Source organism: Sutcliffiella halmapala, from assembly GCF_050107295.1.
In the GTDB taxonomy this organism is placed as follows: domain Bacteria; phylum Bacillota; class Bacilli; order Bacillales; family Bacillaceae_I; genus Sutcliffiella_A; species Sutcliffiella_A halmapala_A.
Map to the genome: position 1 here is coordinate 283,200 of NZ_JBNIKR010000001.1, position 12,034 is coordinate 295,233.

Sequence of the window (12,034 nt, forward strand, 5' to 3'; positions counted from 1 at the left end):
GATCCGCTGCCTTTTCCATCTTAGCATCCAACACCTTACTTGATGAGAATATATAATAATAGACACGCACCTCTAACCACAACCCTCGCATACGCTATTAGGCAAACAACTATGGGGAGGTTATCTCTTTGTACTTTCCACAAAATCAAAATCTAAATTTTCAACAGGGTTCTGTAGATTACCGCAACAACCTTTCGAATGAACGGCTCATCTTTTATTATCCGCGTCCGAGACGTCCTTTTTACTACCCTTATTATCCTTACCCTTACTATCCGGCTCCTTATTATTACCCATATCCTTATCCGAGACCGTATTACCGCAACCAGGAGGGCTTGGTGGGGGAAGTATCACAGTCTGATATGCGTGCAAGCTGGCGGGAGTGGGAGGATCTTGGGGCACCGCTTAGAGGATTCCGAGGGGCACCGGCCGTAGCATCCTGGGCACCAAATCGCCTTGACACATTTGTGCGCGGCGAGAGTAATCGGATGTTCCATAAACGGTGGGACGGCAGGCGGTGGAGTAGATGGGAGGACCTAGGTTCCCCTCGAGGCGGCTTAAGGAGTTCACCTGGTGCAGTTTCATGGGGGCCGAACCGGATCGATACCTTTGTACGGGGCCAGAATGATGGCATGTGGCATAAGTGGTGGGACGGAAGAAGCTGGAGTCAATGGGAGGACTTGGGTTCCCCTCGAGGCGGCTTCAAGGGATCACCGGCCGCTGCTTCCTGGCAGGAAAATCGCCTGGATTGCTTTGTCCAGGGGATGGACAATAACCTCTGGCATAAATGGTGGGACGGCAGAACATGGAGTCAGTGGGAAAACCTTGGTTCACCGCGCAGCGGCCTAGGCGGATCTCCAGGTGCTGTATCATGGGGACCAAATCGCCTTGATGTCTTTGCCATTTGCAACAACAACCGTCTGTGGCATAAATGGTGGGACGGAAGAAGCTGGCGCCAATGGGAGAATCTCGGCACCCCGCGTGGAGGCTTGGATGGCTCACCGGCTGCAGCAAGCTGGGCGCCAAACCGTATCGACGTCTTCTTAAAAGGCAGAGACGACCGCATGTGGCAGATCTTCTGGAACGGCAGACGCTGGAGTGAGTGGGCAAACCTTGGATCTCCGCGCGGTGGCGTCCAATCCTCACCGGCAGCAGTCTCCTGGGACCGGAACCGCATCGACACATTTGTCCGAGGCGGCAACAACAGGCTTTGGCATAAGTGGTTCGCCTAATATTTTCATAGATATGCACCTGCTTTTTCCCTTAAGGGGAGGCAGGTGCTTTCTCGTTACTTCATCATCTTTTCCACTTTTAAAACTGCTTTCATCGCAATACGCGCTTCATTCAATACGGATTGGCGCCATTGTTCATCTTCGGGATAGAACATTTTAAGGAACTCACTGTTGACCCACTGAATATCTTCTTCTTTTTCAGCACCCACCCAATATAGCTGGTTTTCCAAAATGATGGTGGTGAATTCGCGCAATTCTGCTTTGATTCCCTCTCCGAAGGTACCGAATTCGAAAAGCGCAGAGAAGAGGTGGGCCCCGGGGTACTCTTCACATTTGAGTTTATGAAAATGGTTGGTAGAGTCTCCCTTAACTTTTTTCGGTGTGAACGTTTGAATATTCTTTAAGGGGTAAAGGGCCTTTAATTCCTCTTCGCCACGGGGATCAAGCTCTGATACCAACATCGTTACTTCGTTGGTTGGGCCGAGCGCCGTGTGCCAATCCATATGTATGATCCGTGGATAGGTGGATAATAATTTCTTTTGTATCGTTTTAAGAAAGTCTGTCGATTCTTCCTCTTTGATTCCACCGTAATAGACCCCTCTTTCAAACTCGAACTGTCCCATGCCTTTTGCTTCCTTCATCGCACTATAGCTTGCCTGCGCCGCCCCCTCAGCCAGCAGGTTATATAAGGTTGCCTTCTCTTCCTTTACGTCCATTATTCTTCCATTAGGGAGAAATAACTCCTTTTCCTGCGCATAGGTTTGATTGACGTCTCTTGGAACAGTATTTGGGTCATAAAAATAATTTCGGTTCAGGTCGACGTTATTCTCCGTCACCCTCCTGAAATGCCTCATTCCCCAAGGATTCAATGCGTGAATCAGACATATTCCCGTCGTATTGGGATCGATGGAGTCAAGATACTCGTCGACAAAAAGATGGATGACACCTGCTCCTGCATACCCTTCAATGCCATGTTCCCCGGATGTGAAAAATAGGACTTGCCTGTTGTCGGTTAGTGCTTCGGAATAGATCATGTCAATCGTGTTATCTTTTTCGTTGCCAATCGATATGCTGCTCAACTCCGCTTCTGGCCATTTTTCCTTTATCTTACCCAGGTGCCCTCGGAAGGCTTTGCGGGCTTCCTCATAACTGTTTTTGAAATATCTTTCAGTTTCTTTCATGGTAATCATCCTTTCAGGTTTCCCTATGTTTGTTTATTAAGTTTCCCTTCCGAGGTCATGGGGAAACGTTTGTCTTTTAAAGTTGCGCCTTGGATTATTTTCTGAAAATTGTTGCATTTAAAAGTTTGTTCGGCGTAGACTGGTAATACCAGATAAAATATTGGTATTACCAGTTTGGAGTGTAGGGATGAGAGCAACCGATAAAATAGAAAAATTTTTCATTCGTAAAGTGCTCCAGCAGGAGTATTCACCAGGAACCCAGATTCCATCCGAAAGAGAACTGGCAGCAGAGTATGAAGTTGGAAGACCGGTAATCCGAGAGGTCCTGCAGCGTCTCGAGCGGGATGGGTGGCTGACGATCCGCAGTGGGCAGAGGGCAGTGGTAAATGATTATTGGAAGGAAGGCAACCTGATGACCATTGTGCACCTGCTTGCAGATGATGAGTGCATTCCAAACGAATTTATTGTGCATCTTTTGGAGCTCAGAAAAAGTCTGTCGCCGGCGTATGTGAAAGACGCCGTGACACATAAGCCCTTATCCGTCGCCGCGCTCCTAAAAGAAAGCGAAACTGTGCCTGATGAGGCAGTCGCCTTTGCCGAATATGACTGGAGACTGCAAAGGGGGCTTGCTGCCGCATCGCCAAATCCTATCTATCTACTTATCTTGAACAGTTTCGGTCATCTGTATGTGAAGATGGCAACGCATTACTTCTATGAAGAGACTTACCGCGATGCCTCGAGAGCCTATTATCGTGAGCTGATGGCCGCAACCCTGTCAGGGGACGCCACACAGGCGGAGTACTTGGTCATAGAGATGATGGAAAAGAGTATTCATATGTGGAAAAAGCAAACCAAGGTTAAATAAGAGAATGGGGAGTGGGGTACGGTGAAAGGGTATTACAGAGAGTTCTTCTTGTTTCCTGATATTACGATATTAATAGGATTGCTTGCCCTGAGTGTTGCCTTCCAGGTTTGGCATGGACTCACATGGGCCGCGGTTTCCTGCCTTGCGCTTGGGCTCCTGGTTTTCATGTTCAGTGAATACATGACCCACCGATTTGTCTTCCATTTGAAGCCGCCGAAAAGCCCAATCCTTTTGAAAATGCTGAAGCGCCTGCATTATGACCATCATTCAGATCCAAATGACCTGCATCTCTTATTTTTACCACTTTGGTACAGTCTGCCGAACTTGTCGGGATTGGCCGTCATCTTTTATCTGATTGCAGGTGATATCGGGCTGACCCTGGCGTTTGCTGCCGGACTGAAGACGATGCTCTTCCTGTATGAATGGAAGCACTTTGTTGCACACCGACCGATCAAGCCGAAATCAAGGTTCGGTAAATGGGTCAAAAAGATGCACATTCTTCATCACTATAAGAATGAAAACTTCTGGTATGGCGTTTCCACTCCCTTTGTCGATGTGCTGTTTGGGACTCTGAAGGATGAGAAAGAGGTGAAGACTAGTAAAACGGCGAAGGATCTGGAGATACGGGATTGAATAAAGATAAGCAAACTCAGGAGTGGTGTGACTTCTGAGTTTTTTTATCTTCTTAAAAGCTTTCCAGAGTATATGGAACCATACGACAGTAACATTGACACATAACAGGCTAATTGTGGCTGAATGGATAATATGATTAAATTTCCGTGTATTTCCTTGCAGGGGGCTTTGTTCTATTTTCCCCATATATGGTTTAATAGTTAGATAGACTCGGGTATAAGTAAATTTATTAAATTGTAGAAGGATGTTGATGCGTATGGATAGGTCAGTTTTTAAAATTTCGGTGGGAATAGCAGTGGTATTTGTTCTTATAGGAGTGCTGATCCCAGAACAATTGGGTGCTGCCATGGAAGTGGCTAAAGGCTTCGTATTAGAGAAATTTGGATGGTTTTATCAGTTGGTTGCCACGTTCTTCCTCTTATTTGCCGCATTTATGATCTTCAGTAAATATGGAAAAATTAAACTCGGAAAACAAGATACCAAACCGGAATTCAGCCGTCCTACTTGGTTTGCCATGCTTTTTTCTGCTGGAATGGGGATAGGCCTTTTGTTCTATGGGGTATCGGAACCGATTTCTCATTTCTCCGCACCTCCTATAGGTGAAGGCGGTACGGAACAATCAGCGATACTTGGTATGCGGTATACATGGCTTCACTGGGGTCTTCATGCTTGGGCCATTTATGCTATTGTGGCATTGGCGCTTGCCTATCAAAAGTATAATAGAAACGCCCCTGGTTTAATGAGTGCCACGCTTCATCCTGTGCTTGGTGAAAAGGTGAAAGGACCGATAGGCAAAACTGTCGACGTGGTTGCCGTCTTTGCTACGTTATTTGGTGTTGCAGCTTCTTTAGGATTGGGATCCCAGCAAATTAATGCTGGCCTGGAGTATTTAATTGGAATTCCCAATAACTTTACCGTTCAGTTTATCATCATGGCTGTAATTACAGCACTTTTCATTGTTTCAGCAACTACAGGAATATCCAAAGGAATCAAATATTTAAGCAATATTAATATGTCTCTTGCTGTTGTATTATTTTTCGTCATGCTTATCCTCGGGCCGACTTTATTTTTATTGAATATGTTCACCTCTACATTAGGGAGTTATGTCCAGAATGTTGCATTGATGGGATTGAGATTATCGCCATTCGATGCAAATGAAGCAGCGTGGACGCAAGGCTGGACGGTCTTTTACTGGGCATGGTGGATTTCCTGGACTCCATTTGTCGGCATGTTTATTGCCCGTGTCTCCAAGGGCCGCACGATCAGGGAGTTTACCATCGCGGTTCTTCTTGTTCCGTCCCTTGTATGTGCACTATGGTTCACGGTTTTTGGAGGGACAGGAATATACCTTGAGGTCATTCAGGGCTTGGATGTATCGAGCCAAAGCTTGGAAACCGCCCTTTTCTTTGTTTTTCAGCAGCTACCGTTCGGTGCACTTCTTTCCGTTCTGACAGTTGCGCTTATTACGACCTTCTTCGTCACTTCTGCAGACTCTGCAACCTTTGTCCTCGGAATGCTGACTACAGGCGGAAAATTGAATCCCCCTAATGGAGTAAAAGTGGTATGGGGCATCATCTTGGCTGCATCCACGCTTGTTCTGCTTGCTTCAGGCGGATTGACCGGGTTGCAAACGGCCATCATTGTCAGTGCTCTGCCGCTGACCTTCATTGTATTGGTGATGTGTTACGGATTATATAAAGAGTTAGGAAAAGAATATAAAAAACAAATTAATCCGGATTGGAAGAAACAAGAAAAAGCAAAGCCGGAAAAGACAGCAAGTTAAAAGCAAAATGCCTGACCATATTAATGGTCAGGCATTTTTTATACGATTAATTGCTTACCTCAGCTTTTTGGACAGCTGGTGGATTCCAATGCTTTGGACGAAAAGCGATAATAAAACGGCTGTGAATGTGAGGGAGATAATTAAATCCGTATGCTGTGATTCCTTCGCCTGCAGACTTAATATCAAAAAGACTGACATGGAGCCTTTCAGACCTGACCAGCTTAGTAGAATCGATTCCTTCCAGGTGATCTTTTTCCGCCATGCAGGAAAAAGTTGAGTAGTTCCTGTAATGATAAAAACCCTTACAGCCAAAGAAGTAAGAAAAATGATAAAAGCGAGTCCTAAAGTATTAAAGGATAGGTGGTGGGCAGCTACAATCCCGATCAGTAAGAATAATAGGGACAAAATCGAGATCTCGATTACGCCCCAAAAACCATCCAGCGACTCTCTGAAATGCTCTTCCTTTATTGACCTCTCAAACTCGAAGGATAGCATGATACCGGCAAAAACCGTCGCCAACACACCGGAAACACCTATGAGCTCGGCTGCATTGAATACTCCATACGCAAGGATGATGCTCAGCATTACTTGGTACTCTTTATGATGGGTAATGTGGATAGCTTTACTGAATAACCATCCAACCGCTAACCCGAGAATTATTCCTCCAAAGGAGACCATGAAAAACTCACTTAAAAACTTGCCGATCGAAAACTGGGTATTTTGAAGATACATCCCAGAAAGGACGGTGAAGATGACGATACTCGTTCCATCATTGATCAAGGACTCTCCTTCCACAATATCTGCCATCAACTTGTTTCCCGTAGACTGCTCCAAAATGGATACAACCGATACAGGGTCCGTTGGTGTAAGCATGGATGCGATCACAAGGCATGCGAAAAAGGATAAAGAAACAAAAGGACTTGCCGCTGCATAAATGGCACCTCCTAAAAGAAGTATCGTCAATATGATCCCGATGGTGGCCAAAAAACCGATAATGCCGCCGTTCCGCTTTAATGCGGAAGGAGGGAAGCGGTATGCAGATATAAAGAGGAGAGCAGGTAAAAGAATGTGGTAAATCAAATCCTTCGTGACTTCGATGGAAGAAAAATAAGGAATGAACGACAGACCGATTCCGAGTAGCACCAATATTGGCGGGACAGGGAAATCTTCCTTCTTTTTATCTATGGTGAAAATAATATAACCGATAAATAATAAAATGATGATAGGCATAGTATGCAACCGTCCACTCCTCCTTGTTCTAGAATTGATCAATTTTCCTCATTGGAACTGTTCATCGCTTTCATAAAGTAGGCGGTTGGCAATAACAAGCCGATACTTGCCTGTATAAGAGAGAAAAACCTTGCACTGCCAACTGGAACCACATCCCCATAGCCAACAGATAGAATCGTGACTCCACTAAAATAAAGATAAGTAAAAAAATCTTTTCCCTGAGTACCAGTAGAGTCCGGTATTTTTAAGATAACTTCATCAAAAGATAATAAATAGTAAAGCACGGCAAAACCAATGGTAATGCTGAGTAAAACGAAAAAGAGTTTATAGAAAAGTGCGGAATTGGCATAACTTTTCTTATACGTTTTATTGGTGAAAAAATAGTAAAGGTTGGCTAACAGAAATACAATCGTCAGCCCTATAAGAATGGTAGAAATAATCATAACCTCCTTTTTTATTCCGTTTCCCTCCTCGTTACCATTAAAAACGGGGAAACCATACATTTTGAAAAGAGCAGGAAAATAATTCAGCTTCCTGCTAGTGACATTCAACTATCATTCCGATATAATGTAAGTATCTTACTTATAAAGGAGATTGTTTTATGGAAGGGTACGTTCTTAACTAACGTAATTTGATACGTGCGTGTGGAAAAAACGCTGGTTCGGCTTAAGGTCGAGCTCTGTTTGAGTATGTTTTTTCTCGCGAAAAGGTTAAGAACACGGGTTTGCGCCTGCTCCATAAAATGATAGTTGAGATGTGTGAATAGGTATTTTTCTGCCTGTCACCATTTACGTCACAAACTACCATTCAAAACGCAAAGAACGAGTGTTGTTCTCTGCGTTTTTTTATATGCAAAAATTCAGGTGAAGACTTTGTTCCATCTTTTCCTCGCACGTATCAGCTTGTATCAAGCAGATTAAAACTTAGGAGGAAAAAACATTGAATCACACAACCATCCAAGCATTGCAATTTATTGATTTGAAAAAAGAGGTAGCATCCTTTTGCATCTCGGAGCTAGGGAAAGAGGCCATATCTGCGCTTGAGCCATCCACTCATAAGAAGCGGATAGACGCATGGCTCCATGAAGTGACAGAAGGAAAACGCATTCTGGAAATAAGCGCAAGCGTGCCGATCCACGGCCTTCACGGCATCCAATACATTTTGAAAAATCTTCATAAGGGTGTTCCGTGCCGTCCCGATCAGCTAATAGGGCTTTACGAATTCCTGGAATGTATCGAGAAGCTGAGACGTTTTATGAAGGATAAGGAGTATGTGGCACCGACCATCACTTCCTATGTCTACTCGATTTCTGAGCTGGAGCATATTGCAGCAGAGATCATCCGCTGCATCCGTAACGGGAGGGTCGATGACTATGCGAGCAAGGAGCTACTCAAAATCCGTAAGCAGATATCCACCTTGGAGGAGCGAATCAAGCAGCGGGTGGAGCAGCTTGCCAAGTCTGCAAAATACAGTAAATATATGCAGGAAAACATCGTCAGCATCCGGAATGGCAGATACGTCATCCCAGTGAAAAAGGAATACAAAAACAACATCAAGGGAGCGGTGCTGGATGTTTCCGCATCCGGATCCACCGTCTATATCGAGCCTGAGGAGGTAAGCGTCATCCAGGATTCCATCAACCTGCTTAAGTTCCAGGAAGAGGCCGAGGAAGAAAAAATCCTTTTTGCCCTGACAGGATTAGTGGAGGAGCATGAACACGAAATAAAAATTGCGATGGATATGATGGTGAGCTACGACCTGATTTTTGCCAAGGCGAAGTACAGCATGGCGATCAACGGGATAGCGCCTCAGATGAACGAGCATCACCTGATCCGATTGAAGGGGGCGCGCCATCCTTTATTGGGGAAAAGTGCCGTGCCATTGAACCTGGCAATAGGTGAGGATTTCGACGCACTTGTCATCACAGGACCGAATACGGGAGGAAAAACGGTGACCATAAAAACGGTCGGGCTCCTTACGATGATGGCGCAATGTGGCATGCATATCCCTGCAGAAGCAGGCAGCGAAATCGCCATCTTCCAAAAAATCCTCGTCGATATCGGGGACGGACAGAGCATCGAACAATCGCTGAGTACCTTCTCCTCGCGAATCAAGAATATTATCGACATTCTCGCGGAAAGTACTCCGCAGACATTGGTACTGCTGGATGAACTGGGATCAGGGACAGACCCGGCAGAAGGGATGGGACTTGCGACTTCTATTTTGGAGGAGCTCTTCAACAAAGGGACAACCATGCTTGCCACGACCCACTACAGCGAAATCAAGGAATTTGCCAATGCCCAGGAAGGTTTTATGAACGGATCGATGGAGTTTGATGTGGAAACCTTGAAGCCGACCTACCGCTTGATTGTTGGAAAAGGAGGAGACAGCCAGGCATTTGCCATCGCGCTTCGCCTCGGCATGCATCCAAAGCTGATCGAACGCGCCCATGAAATCACTTATAAAGAAAAGCGAGATTACACGGCATCCACTGACAAACCGCTGCAGGAGCTGAACAGGCAGCTTGCGATGAACAAGAAATATATCCACAAGCAAAAGCATGCTGTTGTGGAAAAAGCTGCCCAGGAGATCGTCTTCAAGATGGGGGATAACGTGAAGATTCCTTCCATCGGCGAGTTCGGGATTGTCTATAAACCGGCCGATGAACGCGGAAATGTAGTGGTGCAGGTAAAAGGAGAGATGCAGACCTTCAATCACAAGCGGCTTAACCTTTACATCAAGGCTGAGGAGCTTTACGAGGAAGGCTATGACTATGATATCATCTTCGAATCCAAGGAAAACCGTAAGCTGCGCAATCAGATGAATAAGCGGCATATTGATGAGGTGATTTTGGAGGACGGCGAGAAATAAGGGCTTTTGCCGGTTTATGAGTAATGTAAACCTCGCGTTAACCTATGTATAAGTTGTGTTAATCTTTTGAAAATTAACTTCTGTTTGTCCGATTTTTTTGTATGATGGTCCTGTAGTACAAATCATGCAAGCAATCCAAGGAGGCAATCTAAAGATGAAAAAAGGATTAATCGCTTTATTATCTTCTCTTATGTTATTAGGACTTGCTACTGGCTGCAGCAACGAAGAAATGAACAATAATAACGATGGAACAGAAACGAATTCAGAGGAATCTAACGAAGAATAAGAAACGAAAGGCCGCTGATCTGGGATTGGCGGCTTTTTTATGTGGATTTTGGGAGCGGTGGAGGGGTTTATGCACAAAAATTTTGATTTGTGCACAAATCCCCCCCGGTTATGCACAAAAAATAGAATTTGCGGTTAAATTTTTCGAAATACGCTCAAAAAACATGCACTTATGCACAATTCGCATTGTTCGATAAAACCCCCTAAGAAGCCTCGCCACGTCCCGACGCTGCTAACAAGACCCCTTAAAAATCCCAATCTTTTGGACATAAGCTACCATTAATCTGGTAAAATGTAGAAAGATACATAATAGGGGGAGCAACAATGGAATTTAACTTGAACATTGATTTAAATGGATTGGAAACGATATTCCTTCTCCTTGGCTGGGGAATTGTATTCTTTCTTTTTTACCGGATCTACAAAAATCAGGAAAAGGAAGTTCAGCCGAAGTTTTGGAAAGGGATATTGGCTATTATCATCGGATTATTTGCATTTACTTTTCCGATAACAATTTTTCAACCGCCGATTTCCATCGCTATTCTACCGCTTGGTGTATGGATTCTCTACGCTCTTAGGAAGGGGAAATGGGAGGTCTACCGGAAATATGCGTGGCTTGGGTTTGGAGCGAACTATATCCTGCTGGCTACAACGCTCATCGGTATCTTTTTTCATGGAATGATTTACCCGAAGGATCAGGCGGCTACATTCATCAGAGAGGCGGAAAATGCGAACCTCCACATCATCCATCCATCAGCTCAGAAGGCGGTTCTAAACCATGAAGCTTTTGAACAAGCTTTGAAGGGTATGCAGAAAAGTAAGATTGATACCCAACGATTGTATAATTCCATCGTATTGGAAGAGGAGAAAGTGGAGAGGTTCCCATACATCCTGGCTGGAACAAAATCTCAGATTGGAAGCGGCCTGGCCACCCAGATATTCGTCGAGAGGGATGGCAAGGGGGTGCTGATTACTTCGGACAACCAAAGGCAGTACTATTTTCGATCTGAGCAATCCTTTCTGAAGATGGAAGGGGGCGGGACAGATGAATAAAAAAGTAGTACTTCTTGTCGGGCTTCTTCTAGCGGGAGCGGTCATCCTGGTGACTTACGTCTACCTCCAAACGCCGAAAGCTTTTCTTGCGGAAGAAGAAATCAAGGATGAGCTATACCTCACAAATTCATCTGCCAGGGTGAAGGAAATCCAGGATATCGTTCCTCTTGATGATAGGAGCATGTTCGTCCCATTCATCCTCGAAGGTGACCGCTATGCTTCGAGCATCTGGATGTGGCTTGGTGGCAAGTGGGAAAATGTTTCGGTGACCTCTTCCTCGGGTCCGATTTCCTGGACGAGTAAGGATGGGGCGAAAACCTTTTTCACTTGGAATGTCGATCCCGATGACAAGGTGGAATATTTTGAGTTCTATCTATTATCGGATAGGTACTTCCAGGTGACCAATGTGAATGCAAATGATAGGATTGAAATATACTTGCCGAAAATCCAGATGGCGCATCGGGTTCCAGTTGATGAAACATCATACGGCGCCGTCCCGATCCCAGAGGAATGGGCTGGAATCATTGAATCTTTTAATAAGGTAAATGACTTTCATGGATGGTTTATGCAATATCAATCCCATCAAACCTATTTTGCCTGGCAGGCATTTAACGAGATGGACGAAAAGATTCGCCTGGAAAAAACATATGGGGATGGGGGCGGTGGGTATTCTACCGGGAGCTACACTGCGCCACTCCAATTTATTAATGAAGGCGACCTAGAATAATATTCTGGCACTTTTCCTAGAACGAGGAAAAGTGCTTTTTACTGGTCTACATAGATTCATTGTCGAAAAGCGCATGAAATCAATGTTTTTGATGACGCAATTCGACAATCTTTGTGGTTATTTCTACCTATTTTCCCGTTATTCATACTTTTTTTAGGGTATTGGAATGTAAACGGTTTA

General features: G+C 44.8%; 11 protein-coding genes. 8 read left to right on the forward strand and 3 right to left on the reverse strand.

Annotation, left to right across the window (positions count from 1 at the left end; translation table 11 throughout):
• Positions 1 to 128: 128 nt before the first annotated feature.
• Positions 129 to 1,229: a PLL family lectin gene (locus ACQCT5_RS01415; RefSeq protein ID WP_499638226.1), complete on the forward strand. Its 1,101-nt coding sequence runs from the start codon at positions 129 to 131 to the stop codon at positions 1,227 to 1,229.
• A 56-nt stretch (positions 1,230 to 1,285) separates the two neighbouring features.
• On the opposite strand, the gene ACQCT5_RS01420 is transcribed toward ACQCT5_RS01415, so the two are convergent.
• Positions 1,286 to 2,410 carry a M14 family metallopeptidase gene (locus ACQCT5_RS01420; protein ID WP_499638229.1) on the reverse strand — a complete coding sequence of 375 codons (1,125 nt, stop codon included), beginning with the start codon at positions 2,408 to 2,410 and terminating at the stop codon, positions 1,286 to 1,288.
• Positions 2,411 to 2,597: 187 nt separating this feature from the next.
• On the opposite strand from ACQCT5_RS01420, the gene ACQCT5_RS01425 reads away from it, so the two are divergent.
• The 3 genes from ACQCT5_RS01425 to ACQCT5_RS01435 all read left to right on the forward strand — a co-directional run bounded on the left by ACQCT5_RS01425 (position 2,598) and on the right by ACQCT5_RS01435 (position 5,691).
• Complete coding sequence (locus ACQCT5_RS01425; RefSeq protein ID WP_499638232.1) at positions 2,598 to 3,275, forward strand: GntR family transcriptional regulator; 678 nt, start codon at positions 2,598 to 2,600, stop codon at positions 3,273 to 3,275.
• Between the two features lie 21 nt (positions 3,276 to 3,296).
• The gene (locus ACQCT5_RS01430) at positions 3,297 to 3,908 is read left to right on the forward strand and encodes a sterol desaturase family protein (protein WP_499638235.1); all 612 of its coding nucleotides are present in this window, start codon (positions 3,297 to 3,299) and stop codon (positions 3,906 to 3,908) included.
• A gap of 250 nt (positions 3,909 to 4,158) precedes the next feature.
• Positions 4,159 to 5,691 carry a glycine betaine uptake BCCT transporter gene (locus ACQCT5_RS01435; protein WP_499638238.1) on the forward strand — a complete coding sequence of 511 codons (1,533 nt, stop codon included), beginning with the start codon at positions 4,159 to 4,161 and terminating at the stop codon, positions 5,689 to 5,691.
• A 54-nt stretch (positions 5,692 to 5,745) separates the two neighbouring features.
• On the opposite strand, the gene ACQCT5_RS01440 is transcribed toward ACQCT5_RS01435, so the two are convergent.
• Positions 5,746 to 6,930, reverse strand: coding sequence for a cation:proton antiporter (locus ACQCT5_RS01440; protein WP_499638240.1), 1,185 nt, complete (start codon positions 6,928 to 6,930; stop codon positions 5,746 to 5,748).
• A 29-nt stretch (positions 6,931 to 6,959) separates the two neighbouring features.
• Positions 6,960 to 7,364: an ion channel gene (locus ACQCT5_RS01445; protein WP_499638243.1), complete on the reverse strand. Its 405-nt coding sequence runs from the start codon at positions 7,362 to 7,364 to the stop codon at positions 6,960 to 6,962.
• 496 nt (positions 7,365 to 7,860) lie between these two features.
• Here ACQCT5_RS01445 and ACQCT5_RS01450 point away from each other — a divergent pair, with 496 nt between their 5' ends.
• The 4 genes from ACQCT5_RS01450 (at position 7,861) to ACQCT5_RS01465 (ending at position 11,854) form a co-directional block, all read left to right on the forward strand.
• On the forward strand, positions 7,861 to 9,792 hold the full coding sequence (locus ACQCT5_RS01450) for an endonuclease MutS2 (RefSeq protein WP_499638246.1): 1,932 nt from the start codon (positions 7,861 to 7,863) through the stop codon (positions 9,790 to 9,792).
• Between the two features lie 154 nt (positions 9,793 to 9,946).
• Positions 9,947 to 10,078, forward strand: coding sequence for a hypothetical protein (locus ACQCT5_RS01455; protein ID WP_499638250.1), 132 nt, complete (start codon positions 9,947 to 9,949; stop codon positions 10,076 to 10,078).
• 323 nt (positions 10,079 to 10,401) lie between these two features.
• Positions 10,402 to 11,127: a hypothetical protein gene (locus ACQCT5_RS01460; protein WP_499638253.1), complete on the forward strand. Its 726-nt coding sequence runs from the start codon at positions 10,402 to 10,404 to the stop codon at positions 11,125 to 11,127.
• On the forward strand, positions 11,120 to 11,854 hold the full coding sequence (locus tag ACQCT5_RS01465) for a hypothetical protein (protein ID WP_499638256.1): 735 nt from the start codon (positions 11,120 to 11,122) through the stop codon (positions 11,852 to 11,854). Before ACQCT5_RS01460 ends, ACQCT5_RS01465 begins: the two co-directional genes overlap by 8 nt.
• The last annotated feature ends 180 nt before the right edge of the window (positions 11,855 to 12,034 follow it).

What these genes read in the sequence shown, in the direction of transcription:
- ACQCT5_RS01445 (WP_499638243.1), bottom strand. Translation starts at nt 7,364, where the DNA reads ATGATTATTTCTACCATTCTTATAGGGCTGACGATTGTATTTCTGTTA.
- ACQCT5_RS01420 (WP_499638229.1), bottom strand. Translation starts at nt 2,410, where the DNA reads ATGAAAGAAACTGAAAGATATTTCAAAAACAGTTATGAGGAAGCCCGC.
- ACQCT5_RS01435 (WP_499638238.1), top strand. Translation starts at nt 4,159, where the DNA reads ATGCGTATGGATAGGTCAGTTTTTAAAATTTCGGTGGGAATAGCAGTG.
- ACQCT5_RS01465 (WP_499638256.1), top strand. Translation starts at nt 11,120, where the DNA reads ATGAATAAAAAAGTAGTACTTCTTGTCGGGCTTCTTCTAGCGGGAGCG.
- ACQCT5_RS01455 (WP_499638250.1), top strand. Translation starts at nt 9,947, where the DNA reads ATGAAAAAAGGATTAATCGCTTTATTATCTTCTCTTATGTTATTAGGA.
- ACQCT5_RS01460 (WP_499638253.1), top strand. Translation starts at nt 10,402, where the DNA reads ATGGAATTTAACTTGAACATTGATTTAAATGGATTGGAAACGATATTC.
- ACQCT5_RS01425 (WP_499638232.1), top strand. Translation starts at nt 2,598, where the DNA reads ATGAGAGCAACCGATAAAATAGAAAAATTTTTCATTCGTAAAGTGCTC.